Here is a 16,666-nt window from a genome sequence, read left to right as displayed (position 1 = left end):
CTCATCCTAAAAAGTCATCCAACGTGATGGCTTTTTATTTATGTATTGAATACACATGGTTTTTACTGCCCAGATCAGTTATAACTCGAAGCGATTCGGTATAAAAAATAAAAATCATGATCTATAAAATCCATCATTTAAAGTGCGGCAGCATGTGCCCAGTTTGTGCCCCACTCTTTGGACAAAAAGGCTTCCGGGCTGAAGTCGTCTGCCATTGCCTTCTGGTTGAAACCGATCGCGGCCTTGTACTTATTGATACAGGTTTTGGATTGCAAGATTACCTTCACATGAAGCAGCGACTAGGTTCATTAGTTCAACGTTTAGGTAAAATTGAGACTAACCTTGAGTTTAGTGCCATCCAGCAAATCCAAAAGCTTGGGTTTAATCCTAAGGATGTACAGCACATCTTTGTTACTCATCTTGATTTTGATCATGCAGGTGGAATTTCAGATTTCCCCCATGCCACTGTCCATGTTTTAGCAGCAGAATATAATGCAGCCCAACTTCCAAATTTTAAGGGAAAACTTCGCTATAGAACCAATCAATATAAAGATCATCGCTACTGGAACTTTATTGAATATCAGCAAGGCGAAGCATGGTTTAACCTTGAAAAAGTAAAAGGCTTTCCTCTGTTTCAAGATGAGATTTTAATGGTGCCTCTATTAGGGCATTCAGCTGGTCATTGTGGCATTGCCATAAAGCAGCAAAATCGATGGTTATTATTTTGTGGAGATGCATACTATTCACATCTAGAGTTAAACCCTAAAAATAAATTAAGATCACTTAGTTTGCTGGAAAAAACATTTGCAGAAGATAATGAGAAACGTCTTGTTAATCTCAAACGCTTACAGCATTTAGCTCAACATGAGCCAACGATTGAAATAATTTGTGCTCATGATCCTTATGAGCTTAACCGGTACCAAACATGAAAAAATTATCGCTCATTACACTTGTCATCTGTATAAATTTACAGGGATGTATGCAGCATGAAAGTATTGCCCATGAGCATCGCCCCCAAGACTGGGGGACCTTAGTCTCTGAGACCCATAACTTTTATCAGATTAGTGATACTGTTTTTCGCAGTGAACAACCCGATGCAACGATGGTTCCCGAGCTAAAACGTCATCAAATAAGTACCATTATTAATTTAAGAGCTAGAGCCTCAGATGATTTAGTTTTTAAAAATGAAAATTTTAACCTTGCACATATTCCTATCAATACATGGGCAATCGACCGACAAGATCTATTAGAAGTCATGCAACAAATTAAGATTGCCAAGCAGAATAATCAACGTGTTCTATTGCACTGCTACCATGGTTCAGACCGTACAGGAGCTAGTGTTGCCATGTATCGAATTATTTTTGAGAATTGGGCAATTGATGATGCGGTTAAAGAAATGAAACAAGGCGGTTATGGCTATCATATTATCTGGAAGAACATTGACCGCCTATTTACACCTGAAAATGTTAAATGGACTCAACAGCAACTGTCGAATTCTAGCAGTTAAAGACTGGATTGCTTTTGTATGCAAACACGATTATTAGGCAAATAAGTTGGCTCAATCACCAACTTATTTATTGTTTTTATTATTATCAATTACATCGAAAAAGATACATGTAAAGATAGATGATTATCAAAAATATGATTTAACTTTATGATTTTCCCAAAGTGGCGTTGCTAAGTAATACCTTCAAAATTTCAGAATCACCACCATCACTGTCTGTCACTAATAAAAATACTTCGCCATCAGATCTCGACTCAAACCAAGTAATCCCTTCAACCTTGATTGGCAGCGTCTGTCCGTTCGTATCTTGAATCAAATGAGCCGCTAAAGCTTTACCCTCAGGCGAAAACACCAAGATAAAACTTCCTAAGACAGCACCGTCATCATAGGTATTGAGTGTTTGTTCGACCGTAGCTGTAGCAACAATCAAATTTTTATCCACTAAAAAACAAGCATCTGAAATACCACTTGCTGAACCATCAAGCTCAGCTAAGCTCAGTTTGAGCGAATGTATAAATGCATTTGCTAAGGATTTTCCTGCTTGAATTTTGTTTAAATCAAAGACTAAAACCCCATGATAGAGATTTATGTTACCACGTTGAAAGATATAGAGATAACGATGGTCTGAACATACGGCTTCTATATTGAGATCAGCCCCGCCTGTTAATTCAACCTGATGCTGCAAAAAATCATAATCAACCGCATCCAAGAAAGTTCTGACCTGATCATTGGAGGGGTTATAGAGTAATGCTCGTTTTCGATTTTCTGTAGAACCCGAGCCCATCACCAAAAGCTGTGATTGTCCGTTCCAACTTATGGAGGTTAAAGCTTCAAAATCAGGCTTCTGTTCTTTGCTTAATGCACTTAGCGGTATTTGCTCTGAAGGTTCAAATAACGGAATTTTTTCAAAGACCGTTGCATCGGCCATGTTCTGGGCTCGATTGATTCTTAATAAATAAGGGAGATTATCACCAACAAAGTAAACATCATCCCCCACACAAGCGACTCCAGACAGTGCGCTAATCACCGAATCTTGTGCAAAAACAAATTGTTCTAATATTTTGATCGTTGTATTCATCTTCAAGATCCCCTATTGAATGGAACACTCCTCACAAGAATAAAGCCTTTGAAGTGTTCCTGATTTGATTTAGGGGATGATCAGCCGTTATCGCTGATCAAGCGGTACCCAGTCAATGACCCAAGCCGATTTCATATTTAAACTTGAATCAGAAGTAATTTTCTTACGAGCTGCATCTGCTGTATCACGGTCTTTCGCTGGTCCAACCATAATACGGATTCCTTTGCTGGTTTGGCTCGTAGTTACCTTGTAGCCTTTAGCTCGTAATTTAGAAACAACTGAATCTGCATTTGCTTGGTTAGCAGCCAATGCAACTTGCACCATCCACTTTTTATCACCATTTTCCAGCAGTTCACGTGCTTTTTCAGCATCAGCTTTTTTATCAGCTTCGGCTTTGCGTTTAGCATCTGACGCTTTCTTATCAGCTTCTGCTTGACGTTTTGCTTCAGCTGCTTTCTTATCAGCTTCCGCTTGGCGTTTTGTTTCAGCTGCTTTCTTATCGGCTTCTGCCTGACGTTTTGCTTCAGTTGTTTTCTTGTCAGCTTCTGCTTGACGTTTTGCTTCAGCTGCTTTCTTGTCAGCTTCTGCTTGGCGTTTTGCTTCAGCTGCTTTTTTGGCTGCTTCTGCTTGTCGTTTTGCTTCGGCTGCTTTTTTATCTGCATCTATTTTTGAAGTATCAGTTGTTTTATTCGCTACATTGGCTTGCTGGTTTTTAGCTTTCGCCTCACCCACTAACTCTGGTGGAATATTATCTGAACTTTCTTGAGCTGCTGTACGGCGCGCATTAATCGCAGCGTACTCTGCCGCTGCTTTACGAGCAGCGTCGGCTTCAGCTTGCTGTTGCATTGCTAAAAACTCTGCTGCACGTGCTTCCTGTTCTGCAACAGCTTTTTCACGCGAACGGCGCTGTTCTTCTAGCAAACGCTTTTCTGTTTCAACATCAACCGCTAGAGGTTGTAGTTGTACCATTTGTCCTTCGGTTGCTTGCTTTGGCTTAGTTTGAGTTTTTGGTGATGTGGATGCAGGTGATTGAACTTCAACCTGTTTTATTTCCTCATTTCCTTTTAGAAGTAATGCTGCCAATAAAACACCACCACCCAGTAAAACAACACCACCCATCCAGCGTTGTTTGTTATTCATTGACATTCTTCCAAATACTCCCAAATCGCTTCTAAAGTATGAAACGAACCACAGGCCAAAATCAGCTGATTGTTATTTGTTTGCTCAAGCGCTGATTTAAATGCCTCTTTGATATTGCCATATTGTTGTACTGTCTGACCTTGCAAGGCCTCAGTGAGCTGCTGAATCGATGCAGCACGCGGCACATTCAATTCAGCAATTTTCCAATGTAAAACAGTAGGTTTCAATAAATCGACTACTGATTTTATATCTTTATCTGCCAGCATTGAAAATACTGCGACAACTTCTGTGTACTGTTTATTGTATTCTAAGAAATTTCGCAATTGCTTTAACAAAAATTCAACACCATGTGGATTGTGTCCGGCATCAAAAATTACTGTTTTGCCTTCCACTTGGCGCTGTTCAAAACGTCCTGCTAAGCGTGCAGCTTGAATACCTTTTTCTAAAGCAGACTGAGAAATTTCAAGTCCGCTATTTAAAATGGCTGCAACCGCCCCCGCAATATTTTCGATGGCTAAACGACCTAAAGGAAGCTTTAAAGTGGTTCCTTCTGAGGCAAAGTACCAGTTTTGTCCATCATCGGCGAGTTTATAAAAATAATCACGATTAACGGTATATAAAATTGCTTGCGTACTTTCTGCTTTATCTTGAATTGCTTGAGGTAAAAGTTGTTCGCCAGCAAAGACAACCGGAATTTGTGGACGAATAATTCCTGCTTTTTCAAAAGCAATTTTTTCAATGGTATCGCCTAACCAATCAGTATGATCTAGGCCAATATTAGTAATAACCGCAACGTTAGGATCAATTACATTAACAACATCTAAGCGTCCGCCCAAACCAACTTCGAGCACCCATACATCGCATTGCTGTTGTTTAAAAATGACAAAAGCAGCCAAAGTGGTTGCTTCAAAAAAAGATAAGCTTAAATCACAATCGCGACGAGCCTGATCGACTTGAACAAAAGCATCAATCAGACTTCGATCATCGACTTCGACTCCACCTAATTTGACTCGTTCATTAAAGCGATAGATATGGGGTGACTGATATAACCCAACTTTATAACCCTGCTGATTTAATATAGCAGCTAGTGTGGTTGTCGTTGAGCCCTTACCATTCGTTCCGGCTACTGTAAAAACTTTAGCAGTAGGCTGAGTTACACCGAGCTTTTCTGCAACAGGAATTACACGTTCCAGACCAAGATCTATCCCTGTAACGTGAACATGGCTCCAATAATTGAGCCATGTATCTAAAGAGTCTATTGAAAGTGGAGCTTGTTGATTCAAGGTAAGTTCATCAATTTCGATACAAGTCGAGATACAGTATCACGTAAAGCATGACGATGAACAATCTGATCGATTACACCATGATCAAGCAAATATTCTGCACGTTGGAATGGTTCTTCCAATGTTTCACGTACAGTTTGTTCAATTACACGTTTACCCGCAAAGCCGATCATGGCTTTAGGTTCAGCAATATGAATATCACCCAACATTGCTAAAGAAGCTGTTACACCACCATACACCGGATGTGTTAACACCACGATATAAGGTAAGCCTGCATCTTTTAATCTTTGGATCGCCGCTGAAGTACGCGCCATTTGCATAAGTGACAACATGCCTTCTTGCATACGTGCGCCACCAGAAGCTGCGAAACAGACTAATGGTTGACGTTTTGCAATAGCAAGTTCGGCAGCCTGAACAAAACGGTCGCCCACTACAGTACCCATAGAGCCGCCCATAAAGTCGAACTCAAAAGCACATGCAATCAAATCAACGCCATTTAAATTGCCTTGCATTGCAATTAAAGCTTCTGTTTCACCAGTTTTGCTTTGTGCTTCACGCATACGATCTGGATATGGCTTGGTGTCGACAAACTTTAACGGGTCTTTCGCGCTAAACTCTTGTCCTAATTCTGCTACTACATTGTCGAAGAACCAGTTCAAACGATCACGAGCTTTCATTCGTAAGTGTTCATCACACTGCGGGCAAACATACGCATTAAAAGAGATTGCTGTACGTGTCACGAGAGCATGACATTCAGGGCATTCAATCGTTGGCTCAGTAAATGTTGCTTTGAGAATTTGTTGCTCATTTGCGACTTCAATACCTGGAACCGGACGTTGTGTCCATGGGGTCGCAGGGTTAAGAACTTTCCCTGATTTCACTTCTTGATTCATACTAACTCATCGAGCGCTGCTCGAAGCTCCTTGACTTTATTCACCGTCTGTTCAACAGCGTCATCCGCTGCCAACGTTGCAAAATTTTTAACGAAAGCACTACCCACAATCACAGCATCAGCAACACTACCCATTGCTTTTGCTGAAGCGGCATCACTAATACCAAAACCAACACCAACTGGAATATCAGTGGCATTTTTGATTTTCTGAATACGTGCAGCAGCTTCTGCCGTATCTAGTGTTGCGGCTCCCGTTACACCCTTGAGTGAAACATAGTAGATAAATCCACTTGCCTGATTTGCCACATGTTGAATGCGTTGGTCTGTAGAAGTTGGCGCGAGCAAGAAGATTTGATCCATGTCATGTTGCTTCAACACAGCACCAAACTCTTTTGACTCTTCGGGCGGTAAATCCACCAGCAATAGGCCATCTACACCACACTGTTTCGCGTGAGAAATAAATTTCTCATAACCAATCACTTCAACCGGATTTAAATAACCCATTAAAACAACAGGTGTATCCTGATCCTGTTCACGGAACTCCTTTACCATATTAAGAGCATCTAATGTGTTAGTCCCTGCTGCAAGTGCACGTTCAGCGGCAAGCGCAATTACCGGACCATCAGCCATTGGATCTGAAAATGGTAAACCAAGCTCAATGACATCTACTCCTGCCGCAACCATTTTATGCAGTAACGGAACTGTTACTTGCGGTTGTGGATCACCCGCCATAACATAAGATACAAGCGCTTTACGTTGTTGGGACTTAAGCTTTTCAAAACGGGTGGCAAGACGTGACATAGGGTTGTGCTTTCCTTGAATTATTTAAAATTGAGGAGTTGTTTGTAGAAATACAAGAACATCGCATTTTAACGCTATTTTTTGTCCATTGAACAGCTCTAACGTTATGGCGATATTCGATTGTATGATTCATACAACCCATGGCGTACATTTATCAATATTTTGAAACTTTTCTCAATGATCAAAGCTTCCTATTTTCGAATCATTATTAGATCGTCATCTAAATAGAAAACCGCCATAAAAAGACTATTTCACTGCATTTTTATGGGTTAGCTGTAATTGTCTTTTTCTTGTGAGTAAGGTTTGTCCTGTCAAATTTTTATGGGCCCGTGCAAGTGCCGACTGGTCCGAATATCCCAATTGTTCAGCAATTAAAGTTAGGCTTGCATTTTGGTTGAGTAATATTTCACAACGTCTCATGCGCTCTGCATCTAAAATTAATTTAAATGAAGTGTTTAATGACTGTAGCTGACGCTGCAAGCTTCGCACTGAAATATTCAACTCGATGGCAATATCTTCTATTTTAGGGGCTTGCTGCCTTTGCTTAAAATATTCATGTACGATCCAATGGATTTGCTGAGCTAAATCTGTATGTATTTTACGCTGAGCTAACGCCTCTTCTGCCTGTTTTACCAAAAGTTGCATTAAAGTCGGGTCTGCATCTTGTGGACGAATACTTAGCCCCTCACTTGCAAAAGTTAATGCATAGTAGGGTTTTTCAAATGATAATTTGCATTGGAAGAAACGCTGATAGTGCACTAATGGGCCACGTGCGCGGTGCACGAACTCAACTTGTTGCAAAAGAAAATCATGTAATGGCGCAATTTGTTTGGCAAGCTGTACCATAGCCGCTAAGGTCAATTCACAAAGTATGATGTTACTGTCATCAACCAACGGCCAATATAAACGAATTTTAGAAGCGTCTTGTTCAACTTGCATAGGCACAACTTGTTCACCATCAATCACCAGACGATGAAACTTCATGACATATTCGAGCACCTGCGCAAGGCTATCACTTCGGGATGCCATATAACCCAACACACCAAAATTGGCAGGTGTAATACAGGTCGCCATTTCCAAAGCTAAATTGGAAACTTGTAGTCGAGATTCGGTCAGCTCTAAAAGCTCAAGAAAAAAAGTTAAAGATGATTGAGCATCGATAGAAGCAGATAAGATATTTTGAACTTGGCGAGCTTGTGCTTCAGTTAAGTTTAATAACCGCCAATCCATCCCCTTTTCTTTTAAATACGTATTCCAAAGGTAAAAATAACCATTTGAAATAGTGAAATCCTGCATGGCTCATCCTTTTTCTAATGCCATCTTGTCGCAAACTGTATAAAAATTGGCAATAACTGTCAAAACAAAGCCGACCAGTCGCGACATACTAGTGAACATGTTAGATGCGAGAAATAAAAATATGAACGCACATGTTGCTTATCAGGTCGAACCAGTGGTTCGTAAAGATTTAGATTTTCATTTAAACGAAGCACCTCGCTTTTGGTTTAATAATGATCCTTTTTTGACTCGTATGTTTGATGCACTCAGCTTAACCTTTCCAGATGGAGAGCGTTATTTTATCGAATGCGTTCGTATGTTCCGTGACAAAATTGATGATCCAGAACTACAAAGGCGAGTTGTGGACTTTATTAAACAAGAAGCTCAGCACGGTATTGCTCATGACAAAATGAATCAAATCATGAAAGAGCAAGGCATGCCAGTTGACCAGTTCACGGCCACGCTGAAAAAGATTTTCCGTTTTGAACTGAAAAAACGCTCACCTCAATACAACATTGCCATGACTGCTGCTGCCGAACATTTAACAGCCTTAATGGCAGAGACATTTTATAGCAACAAAAAAACATTGGAAAATGCACATCCGTATGTTCGAGCACTGTTTGCATGGCATGCCATTGAAGAAATGGAGCATCGAGATGTTGCATTTGACGTAATGAAGCAGGTAGGTGAAGTGCCTGAGTCAACACGTCGTTTTGTATTAGTTGCTACAACAGTATTGATGTTTGGTTTTACGCTCTATCGCACCAATGTCATGTTGAAATGTGATGGTTTTAGTTCTAGAGAAAGACTCTTGATGAGCCTTAAGGGTTTACCCTGGTTCTTTGGTAAAAATGGTACTTTAACTGCAATGAAAACCCAATATTTGGACTGGTTTAAAAAAGACTTCCACCCAAGTCAGCATCCGGTAATTCGTCAATATCCTGTTTGGATTGAAACATTAGAGAAAACAAATGATCCAATTGCGGCGGGTGAAGCATTTTGGCAAGCAGGTTTATAACCTGCTTGTTACCACTTTGCATAATGTTGTTCTAGTAAACCGTATTGCTCATTACAAGTGATGACATCATTCATTTCATGTTCAATCGTGCCACTAATTTTAGCTTGCCACTGATTGAACTGGCTTCCAATCATTCTTAAGTTAATATTTTCGTATCTACACCAACCAATATGGATTTGTAGATTAAGCTTTTGATCTAGAGAACTAATTTGCCAACGTTCATCACTTACTTTTTCAAATAGAACATCTGTCAGGGGAAATAAAACCCCGTTAATCCATAAACAGTTTTCGTTACCAAAGCTTTCATTAACACCAGAAGCTAAATTTAGACCAATACGTCTGCCTTGTTCATCCCAGAAATTACATGAAAGCCAAAACCAAGCTGTTTCAGGACGCAAAAAACCGCAAGTATCATCTAAAGATGCAAAAGTCTTTTCATCAAATTGTACAATTTGGTTTTGTTTATTAATAAACATCCCCTCTACACCCAGCGTGGTCTGCTTTTGAGTATAGGTCCAACCATTAATTCCTGTCGGTGTACATAAACTTAATATATCGGTGCCAGCACAAAAAATTCGAGCGCTCAGTTGAATCTCACCATATTTAGTGACTCGAATGTACCGCACACCATTGGCATGCTGAATATCAAATTGATAAGGCGATTTAGAAAAATAGCTTTGGTTAAAAAGCGGCTGTTCATCTAGATTGGTCTTATGTCCCAAAGGCTGAATTGCATTCCATTCAATTACCTGCTGGGTTTCATGATCATAAATATAGAAAAAACCGTGCCCAACCCAGCCAATATCCGCAATGGCCAGACCAATACTATAATGTTTATGTTGAATGCCGCAGAATTTAAATTTTTTATATTTTAATTGCTTACGCCAGCCTTTTAAGACCTTACCATAAGGGGTTTTATAAATATAATGTTGTACATGAATGGTTGACGGTACAGATTCAAAACGCCCATAACGAGGCTGTCCATTTTCTTGAATTAAATCCATTTACCCACTTCCATATGAATATTAGATTTCAAATGACCTATACCACGGTCAAATACGTATTTTCCCAAACTGTTGCAGCAAAATCGCCTTTTATTAAATGAATATAGCGCCCTGCTACACAATCTATTGCTAAGCAATCATCAATATCAATGACTCGATCTGTATGCGCTTTTTGCCACTGCCGATCTATAAATTGTTTACCCAGTTGTTTTGCAATGACTGCATTAGGTGCAACGACAAACTCATAACGATGGAGCTCACCAAATTCATGAGCATTGTATCCGCCCAGATTAATTAAATATAATTTTAAGTCATCTGGTTGTGGAGCAGCGTCTGTAAAACGAATTTGATAATTTTGCTCTTGAGATTTCACTCCCGAAAGCTTAGCCCAAGCATCAATATGTAATCCTTGAGTCTCACCAAACCAAGCCTGTTTAAGTTGAGGATAAACTTCTTCTAAAGTATCTCCTACAGCCATGACAACATCATGAACTTCTGTATTAGCGCGGGCATGACGCCCACCCAACATTACCATAAACAGACTTGGCATTTTTATTCCCGCTTACATCTCAACCATTTCTACGCCATCAATGCGTGCAACAGTCATTAAATCTTTATCACCACGACCTGAAACGGTCGCAATAATAATCTGATCTTTAGACATAGTCGGTGCAAGCTTAGATACATAAGCCATGGCATGTGAGCTTTCAAGAGCAGGAATAATTCCTTCGATTTTGGTTAAATCACGGAAGCCTTGTAGAGCCTCTGTATCATTAATCGGCACATACTCAACACGCTTCATATCTTTCAAGAAGCTGTGTTCAGGACCAACACCCGGATAATCTAACCCAGCAGAGATACTGTGTGTTTCGATAATCTGACCTTGCTCGTCACTCATCAAGTAAGTACGGTTACCGTGTAACACACCAACATGGCCTGCATTTAACGGCGCAGAGTGTTTACCAGTTTCAATACCCAAACCAGCTGCTTCAACACCATACATTTTTACATTGGCATCGTTTAAGAATGGATAGAACAAGCCCATTGCATTTGAACCACCGCCCACACAAGCAACCAATGCATCTGGTAAGCGACTAGCTTGTTCCAAAATCTGTTTACGTGCTTCACGCCCAATAATTGACTGGAAATCACGTACAAGTTGTGGGTATGGGTGAGGACCTGCCACCGTACCAATTACATAGTAAGTACTATCAACATTGGTTACCCAGTCGCGCATCGCTTCGTTCATGGCATCTTTAAGCGTTTTTGAGCCACTTTGCACAGGCACAACTGTTGCACCCAATAAACGCATACGATAAACGTTCATGGCTTGACGCTTAACGTCTTCAGCACCCATGTAGACTACACATTCAAGACCCAAACGCGCTGCAATTGTTGCAGTTGCCACACCATGTTGCCCAGCACCAGTCTCGGCAATAATACGTTTTTTACCAGAAAGCTTTGCCAATAATGCCTGACCAATCGTGTTATTTACCTTATGTGAGCCTGTATGATTCAAGTCTTCACGTTTAAGATAAATTTGGGCACCACCTAACTCTTTTGACCATCGCTCAGCATAATAAAGTGGACTAGGACGACCTACATAGTAGGCGAGATCGCGGTCGAATTCTGCCAGAAACTGTTCATCATTTTTCATGCGGGAATAGAGATTTTCTAAATCTTCTAATGCCGCCATTAGAGTTTCTGACACAAAACGTCCGCCATGGATACCGAAATGCCCTGCAGCATCTGGATACTGTGTATAGTCAATCACATTGTTTTGCTGATCCACGTTGGACTCCTTGCATAAATCGTTCAATGAGTTGTTGGTCTTTTATACCTTTTGCGGACTCTACGCCTCCGCTCACATCTACTGCAAAAGCACCGGTAGTATGAATAGCGTCAATGACATTGTCAGGAGTTAAACCGCCTGCCAAGATTAAAGGAATATCAAGTTTTGGGAATTTAGACCAGTCAAACTGATGTCCTGTGCCCCCTTTAAGCTCAGGATGCCACGCATCGAGCAAGACAGCACTGGCTCCAGCCGCCTGATATTTTTGAATTTCAGCAATAACATCAAGGTAAGGCTTAACCTGAATCGCTTTATACCAGCGACGTTTACAATGGCGAGCTATCTCCTGACATTGTTCTGGAGTTTCGTCGCCATGTAGTTGTAATACATCTAGGGGAACACAATCAAGTACTGACTGAATCTCAGTAGCACTTGCATTCACAAACAAACCAACAAGTTGTACATAAGGAGGAATAAGTTTAACTAGTTCTTGTGCCTGCTCGAGTGTGACATGTCTTGGACTTGGCGGAAAAAATACAAAACCAATTGCATCTGCTCCAGCCGCAACTACTGACTGGACATCTTGAGGGCGAGTAATTCCACAGATTTTCGCTCGTGTACGTTTCTGGTTTGAAGGGCTCATGATCTGCCTAAACTACAACCATTTCTTAAAATAAGGGCCATTGTAATGCAATTTTTGTCCCTTGCGTAAAAGTTCTCTGGGAATTGGGCTAAATGACATTGTATGAAATAAATTGCCACTTTATACTGCGTCAAATTGGAAGCAAGTGTAAGCAACTCATGCTTTAGGGAAGCTGGTGAAAGTCCGGCACTGCCCCCGCAACGGTAACAATGTAAAACATATTTTTTAAGTCAATTTTGACTTACACCACTGCAGTTCTGTGGGAAGGTGAATATGTCCATAAATTAAATATGGCGCTGAAGTCCGGAGACCTACTTGTTTCATCTATCTACCCGATCATTCACGTGGGGTGAATGTATGGAGCATGTTATGTCTAAGTCTTTTCAACCTACTCGTCTGGTAGGGGCTATCGCTATTGCGATGGGGTTTTCACCTATTACTTTTGCTGAAGATACAACGAATGCAACTCAGCTTGATCCAATTGTAGTGACTGCTTCAAAAAGTGCTGAAAAAGCGAGCGAAGTTCCAGCACGTATTTCAGTGATTGATGAAAAAACAATTGGGCAGAATCCATTATTAAATGTTTCGGATATTATCCAACGCGATCCTTCTGTTTATATAAAACAAAGCGGTGGTCTAGGTCAGATTTCTGAAATTTCCCTTCGTGGCACTAAATCAGTTCATACATTAGTTCTTAAAGATGGTGCTCGTTTAAATAGTCAAAATGAGCTTGGCCCATTATATCCGGCATTTTTAGATACAACAGATGTTCAACAAATTGAGATTCTAAAAGGACCTGCATCAGTTCAATATGGCAGTGATGCTATTGGTGGTGTCGTCCAGTTAATTTCTAAAAAACCAGAGAAAACAGGTGCTGAGTTAACGGGTATTTATGGTGAAAATAATACCTATAAGGCTATTGTTAATACCAATCTCGTGACTGACCAAGGGTTCTATGCACAAGTAGGCGGGCAACGCTTAGAAAGTGATGGAACACGTATTTTTGAAAGCCAGCCAGAAAATGAAAAAGCCAGTTATGATCAAAAAGGCTATCACGCTAAAATAGGATTCTTCCAAGAAAACTTAATAGATGCTTCTGCTTCAATTAGTGAAAATAAAGGCACGAATGTTTTTAGTAATGACTACATAACCAATACAGCACAACGTCAATTTGAAAATCGAGTTATCAACACAAAAGTTGCTTATAATATTTTGCCTGATTTAATCATTAATGCACACTATGCAAATGTTCGGGATAAACAAAATGTTCCTGCTTATGGCTCATATTACAATACTGAAAATAATGAGAGTGATTTAAATCTGAAATGGAAATTCACTCCGAACCAAAATATTTTAGTTGGTGCCACCTATAACGATGCAAATTATAAAAGTAATACCATCCTAAATTCAGATAAAAGTGTAAATAGCACAGGTTATTATCTACAGCATCAACTCAAAAATGATCTTTTTGATACGCAAGTTGGCGTTCGTTTAGAAGACAATCAACGCTTTGGTACCCATACTGTTGGCCAAGGTGCTATTCGCTATCATTTCCTACCGAATGCTAGCATATATGCAAATATCGGTAGTGCTTTCAGAGCTCCGACCTTAAATGAACTTTATTCACAATGGGGAGGAAATGAGAACTTAGCACCAGAAGAAAGTACCTCTTATGAAATGGGGATGAACTATGATCTTACGTCAAATGTGAGTACTAATTTTTCTGTTTATCATACAAAAATTAAAGATCTTATAGCCTACAATGCTGGTACTAATACAAATATAGCCAAAGCAAACTTTACAGGTGGTGAAGCTGGAATAAAGTGGCATCAGGATGATCTATTCTTGTCCACTGAATATGCTTACGTAAAAACAGAAAATGAAAAAGATAATACAGAAATTGCTTACCGTCCTCGCCAGACTATCACTGTAAGTACAGGTTTAGAAAATGCAATTTACGGAATTAGTGCCTCTTTAATTGCAAGATCTAAATCTTATGCAGACTCAGCAAATTCTATGCGAGTACAGGGTTATGCAACTGTAGACTTAAATGCTTATTGGAATATTATTCCTAACGTAAAAGTATTTACCAATATCCAAAACGTAGGCGATGTTCAATATCGTGAAGTATTAAATACGTATCCTTCAAATGACTGGTATGTTAATACAGGTCGCCAAGCTTCTGTTGGCGTAACTTTCCGTTATTAATTTCTCACTTTAATTATAAAAATATTTTCTTAACTCCAGTTTCGGGGTAATGTTCTGACCGACATTATCCCCTTTTTTATGTTCAGGATATCCATCATGGGACACCGTTTAAGCAAAATCTATACACGCACAGGCGATTCAGGCACAACAGGTTTAGGCGATGGCTCTCGTGTTGCCAAAGACGATTTACGAATTGCAGCATTGGGGGATGTCGATGAACTGAATGCTATTATTGGGGTACTTCGAGCTCAAATCACTGCAAGTCAAGTAATAGATAAAGCAAATTGGGATAAGAGTCTAAGCTTAGTTCAACATTGGTTATTTGACTTAGGTGGAGAGGTTTGTATTCCAAACTACAATTTACTTCAGCCTGTTTGCATTGAATTTCTTGAAAAAGAAATTGATCGTATGAATGAAGACTTACCCATGCTTAAAGAGTTTATTCTACCGTCTGGCTCTTTAACTTGCAGTTATGCCCATCAGGCGCGCGCGGTTTGCCGCCGTGCAGAACGATCTCTGCTGTCGGTACAAATACGCGACCAGAATATTCAAACCACGGCACTCCAACTTTTAAACCGTCTATCTGACTGGTTATTTGTCGCTTCTCGTGCTTTACAACGTGCTGAGGGTGGACAAGAAGTGCTTTGGCAAAAAAATATTAATGAGATTATTTAAAAATAGATTAGATTAAGAATGGTCTCTGTTCTTTTGAAGGACCATTCTTAAAAATACTTGATAGAAGAAAATTATGCGCATTATTGGTCATCGTGGTGCACGCAAAGAAGCTCCTGAAAACACGCTAGGTGGTTTTCAGCACTTAAAAAATCTAGGTATTCGTGGTGTCGAATTTGATATTCGTCAGCTTCAAGATCAAGAATTAGTCGTTATCCATGATGACAACTTTTTACGTACAGCTGGGGTCGAACAAATTGTTGAGCAATCGAGTTTGGCTCAAGCATTGTTATTTGATCACCGTCAAAACTGGCCCAATTGGCCAAACTCTGAACCAACACCTACACTGACGGGCGTTTTAAACTTACTTGATAACTTTGACCATATTGAAGTCGAAGTTAAAGCGGTAAGAGACATGGCTTTAGCAGAAAAATTAGTTAAAAAGCTTGAGACTGAATTACAAGGTTTTGAGAAAGTAGTCACCATCACAAGTTTCGATCTTCAAATTCTAACTGCCTTACGCGACATAAACTCTCAATTCAAACGTGGATTGTTAGTCGAACTTCCAGTTGGAGCAACAGCAATTGAACTCGCTCATCAATATGGTTGCTGTCATATTGGTTGGCATGATCAACTCGCAACAGATGAAATGATTCAGCTTTCACAACAGGCTGGCTTGAACATTAGTGTCTGGACAGTGAATGATGTAGAAAGGGCTAAAAGGCTAAAAGATTTAGATGTACAAGGGCTAATTACAGATATTCCAACAACCATGTTACAAGCGCTTTAGATATGAAAAAGGTGGTTTTACCACCTTTTATTATTTCTTTTGTGCCTGAATCAATCGCTGACCGCTTTGGTCAAGCAAATAGAGTGTATTGCCTACCAACTGAAATTTTTGAATGCGCTGTAAAGAATCAATCAATTCTGCTTCTTGAGCCAATGCACCATCACAACTTGAATGTCCTGCATTGACCTGCATATCAAGTTTTTGCTGACTAAAATCAAATGTATATCGACCGAACACTCCGTTACATCCCGTATGGCCTGAAACTGTTTTAACAGCAGAATTTAAAGAAAGAACTGGCCATTGGTTAAAAAACTTGGCCTTGTGACCATTAATCTGGGTAATTTGCCAATCAATATCTTGAATGCCATCAGGACTCACTCTCTTTTTTATAACTGGGGGTTGAACATGATGAACTGTTTTTTTTGTTTGAACTGTTTTTGTATTTTGATTGGGCGCACTTTGACATGCTGCTAATACAAGACTGATTGTGACCAAGATACACTTCAATGATAATTTTCTTGCAATATCAATGCTGTTCTTTTTTTTCAATCGTTGTACGTTCATTA

Annotated in this window: 17 protein-coding genes and 1 riboswitch; of the genes, 6 read left to right on the top strand and 11 right to left on the bottom strand. The window is 39.8% G+C overall.

Annotated features, from left to right (window positions below; translation table 11 throughout):
- The first annotated feature begins 116 nt into the window (after positions 1–116).
- On the top strand, positions 117–929 hold the full coding sequence (locus AC2117_RS03040; protein WP_197730976.1) for an MBL fold metallo-hydrolase: 813 nt from the start codon (positions 117–119) through the stop codon (positions 927–929).
- A complete protein-coding gene (locus AC2117_RS03035; protein ID WP_197730975.1) occupies positions 926–1,507 on the top strand; it encodes a dual specificity protein phosphatase family protein in 582 nt (193 codons plus the stop codon). The genes AC2117_RS03040 and AC2117_RS03035 overlap by 4 nt, the downstream gene beginning before the upstream one ends.
- Before the next feature lie 145 nt (positions 1,508–1,652).
- Here the strand turns inward: AC2117_RS03035 and AC2117_RS03030 are convergent, their stop codons facing one another.
- From AC2117_RS03030 to AC2117_RS03005, 6 genes are all read right to left on the bottom strand, one after another.
- Entirely contained in the window at positions 1,653–2,582 is a 930-nt protein-coding gene (locus tag AC2117_RS03030) for a DUF6929 family protein (RefSeq protein WP_133971835.1), read from the bottom strand.
- Positions 2,583–2,669: 87 nt separating this feature from the next.
- A complete protein-coding gene (locus AC2117_RS03025) occupies positions 2,670–3,728 on the bottom strand; it encodes an SPOR domain-containing protein (protein ID WP_133971833.1) in 1,059 nt (352 codons plus the stop codon).
- On the bottom strand, positions 3,719–5,005 hold the full coding sequence (gene folC / locus AC2117_RS03020) for a bifunctional tetrahydrofolate synthase/dihydrofolate synthase (RefSeq protein ID WP_133971831.1): 1,287 nt from the start codon (positions 5,003–5,005) through the stop codon (positions 3,719–3,721). The genes AC2117_RS03025 and folC overlap by 10 nt, the downstream gene beginning before the upstream one ends.
- Positions 5,002–5,898 (bottom strand): acetyl-CoA carboxylase, carboxyltransferase subunit beta, encoded by an 897-nt coding sequence (gene accD, locus AC2117_RS03015; RefSeq protein WP_133971829.1) that lies wholly within the window; start codon positions 5,896–5,898, stop codon positions 5,002–5,004. Before accD ends, folC begins: the two co-directional genes overlap by 4 nt.
- Positions 5,895–6,698: a tryptophan synthase subunit alpha gene (trpA, locus tag AC2117_RS03010; protein ID WP_017392444.1), complete on the bottom strand. Its 804-nt coding sequence runs from the start codon at positions 6,696–6,698 to the stop codon at positions 5,895–5,897. The genes accD and trpA overlap by 4 nt, the downstream gene beginning before the upstream one ends.
- 246 nt (positions 6,699–6,944) lie before the next feature.
- Entirely contained in the window at positions 6,945–7,994 is a 1,050-nt protein-coding gene (locus AC2117_RS03005; RefSeq protein WP_133971827.1) for an AraC family transcriptional regulator, read from the bottom strand.
- A 121-nt stretch (positions 7,995–8,115) separates the two neighbouring features.
- Here AC2117_RS03005 and AC2117_RS03000 point away from each other — a divergent pair, with 121 nt between their 5' ends.
- Positions 8,116–8,991 carry a metal-dependent hydrolase gene (locus AC2117_RS03000; RefSeq protein WP_197730974.1) on the top strand — a complete coding sequence of 292 codons (876 nt, stop codon included), beginning with the start codon at positions 8,116–8,118 and terminating at the stop codon, positions 8,989–8,991.
- Positions 8,992–8,999: 8 nt separating this feature from the next.
- Here AC2117_RS03000 and AC2117_RS02995 read toward each other — a convergent pair whose 3' ends face one another.
- The 4 genes from AC2117_RS02995 to AC2117_RS02980 are packed head-to-tail and all read right to left on the bottom strand — an operon-like array spanning position 9,000 to position 12,430.
- Complete coding sequence (locus AC2117_RS02995; protein ID WP_133971825.1) at positions 9,000–9,995, bottom strand: DUF2804 domain-containing protein; 996 nt, start codon at positions 9,993–9,995, stop codon at positions 9,000–9,002.
- Between the two features lie 37 nt (positions 9,996–10,032).
- Positions 10,033–10,545 (bottom strand): DUF1543 domain-containing protein, encoded by a 513-nt coding sequence (locus AC2117_RS02990; RefSeq protein WP_133971823.1) that lies wholly within the window; start codon positions 10,543–10,545, stop codon positions 10,033–10,035.
- 12 nt (positions 10,546–10,557) lie between these two features.
- Complete coding sequence (gene trpB / locus AC2117_RS02985) at positions 10,558–11,787, bottom strand: tryptophan synthase subunit beta (protein WP_133971821.1); 1,230 nt, start codon at positions 11,785–11,787, stop codon at positions 10,558–10,560.
- Positions 11,762–12,430 (bottom strand): phosphoribosylanthranilate isomerase, encoded by a 669-nt coding sequence (locus AC2117_RS02980; RefSeq protein WP_133971819.1) that lies wholly within the window; start codon positions 12,428–12,430, stop codon positions 11,762–11,764. Before AC2117_RS02980 ends, trpB begins: the two co-directional genes overlap by 26 nt.
- A 126-nt stretch (positions 12,431–12,556) precedes the next feature.
- Positions 12,557–12,764: riboswitch (cobalamin riboswitch) on the top strand.
- 23 nt (positions 12,765–12,787) lie between these two features.
- Here AC2117_RS02980 and AC2117_RS02975 point away from each other — a divergent pair.
- The 3 genes from AC2117_RS02975 to AC2117_RS02965 all read left to right on the top strand — a co-directional run bounded on the left by AC2117_RS02975 (position 12,788) and on the right by AC2117_RS02965 (position 16,100).
- The gene (locus tag AC2117_RS02975; protein WP_133971817.1) at positions 12,788–14,638 is read left to right on the top strand and encodes a TonB-dependent receptor plug domain-containing protein; all 1,851 of its coding nucleotides are present in this window, start codon (positions 12,788–12,790) and stop codon (positions 14,636–14,638) included.
- 96 nt (positions 14,639–14,734) lie between these two features.
- Complete coding sequence (locus tag AC2117_RS02970; RefSeq protein WP_133971815.1) at positions 14,735–15,313, top strand: cob(I)yrinic acid a,c-diamide adenosyltransferase; 579 nt, start codon at positions 14,735–14,737, stop codon at positions 15,311–15,313.
- A 73-nt stretch (positions 15,314–15,386) separates the two neighbouring features.
- Positions 15,387–16,100: a glycerophosphodiester phosphodiesterase gene (locus tag AC2117_RS02965; protein ID WP_133971813.1), complete on the top strand. Its 714-nt coding sequence runs from the start codon at positions 15,387–15,389 to the stop codon at positions 16,098–16,100.
- Between the two features lie 30 nt (positions 16,101–16,130).
- Here the strand turns inward: AC2117_RS02965 and AC2117_RS02960 are convergent, their stop codons facing one another.
- Positions 16,131–16,664, bottom strand: coding sequence for an META domain-containing protein (locus AC2117_RS02960; protein ID WP_133971811.1), 534 nt, complete (start codon positions 16,662–16,664; stop codon positions 16,131–16,133).
- Positions 16,665–16,666: the final 2 nt, after the last annotated feature.

Source organism: Acinetobacter calcoaceticus, from assembly GCF_900520355.1.
GTDB lineage: Bacteria > Pseudomonadota > Gammaproteobacteria > Pseudomonadales > Moraxellaceae > Acinetobacter > Acinetobacter calcoaceticus_C.
This window is presented reverse-complemented; position numbering and strand designations above follow the sequence as displayed.

What these genes read in the sequence shown, in the direction of transcription:
- AC2117_RS03040 (WP_197730976.1), top strand. Translation starts at nt 117, where the DNA reads ATGATCTATAAAATCCATCATTTAAAGTGCGGCAGCATGTGCCCAGTT.
- AC2117_RS03035 (WP_197730975.1), top strand. Translation starts at nt 926, where the DNA reads ATGAAAAAATTATCGCTCATTACACTTGTCATCTGTATAAATTTACAG.
- AC2117_RS03030 (WP_133971835.1), bottom strand. Translation starts at nt 2,582, where the DNA reads ATGAATACAACGATCAAAATATTAGAACAATTTGTTTTTGCACAAGAT.
- AC2117_RS03025 (WP_133971833.1), bottom strand. Translation starts at nt 3,728, where the DNA reads ATGTCAATGAATAACAAACAACGCTGGATGGGTGGTGTTGTTTTACTG.
- accD (WP_133971829.1), bottom strand. Translation starts at nt 5,898, where the DNA reads ATGAATCAAGAAGTGAAATCAGGGAAAGTTCTTAACCCTGCGACCCCA.
- trpA (WP_017392444.1), bottom strand. Translation starts at nt 6,698, where the DNA reads ATGTCACGTCTTGCCACCCGTTTTGAAAAGCTTAAGTCCCAACAACGT.
- AC2117_RS03005 (WP_133971827.1), bottom strand. Translation starts at nt 7,994, where the DNA reads ATGCAGGATTTCACTATTTCAAATGGTTATTTTTACCTTTGGAATACG.
- AC2117_RS03000 (WP_197730974.1), top strand. Translation starts at nt 8,116, where the DNA reads ATGAACGCACATGTTGCTTATCAGGTCGAACCAGTGGTTCGTAAAGAT.
- AC2117_RS02995 (WP_133971825.1), bottom strand. Translation starts at nt 9,995, where the DNA reads ATGGATTTAATTCAAGAAAATGGACAGCCTCGTTATGGGCGTTTTGAA.
- AC2117_RS02990 (WP_133971823.1), bottom strand. Translation starts at nt 10,545, where the DNA reads ATGCCAAGTCTGTTTATGGTAATGTTGGGTGGGCGTCATGCCCGCGCT.
- AC2117_RS02980 (WP_133971819.1), bottom strand. Translation starts at nt 12,430, where the DNA reads ATGAGCCCTTCAAACCAGAAACGTACACGAGCGAAAATCTGTGGAATT.
- AC2117_RS02975 (WP_133971817.1), top strand. Translation starts at nt 12,788, where the DNA reads ATGGAGCATGTTATGTCTAAGTCTTTTCAACCTACTCGTCTGGTAGGG.
- AC2117_RS02970 (WP_133971815.1), top strand. Translation starts at nt 14,735, where the DNA reads ATGGGACACCGTTTAAGCAAAATCTATACACGCACAGGCGATTCAGGC.
- AC2117_RS02965 (WP_133971813.1), top strand. Translation starts at nt 15,387, where the DNA reads ATGCGCATTATTGGTCATCGTGGTGCACGCAAAGAAGCTCCTGAAAAC.
- AC2117_RS02960 (WP_133971811.1), bottom strand. Translation starts at nt 16,664, where the DNA reads ATGAACGTACAACGATTGAAAAAAAAGAACAGCATTGATATTGCAAGA.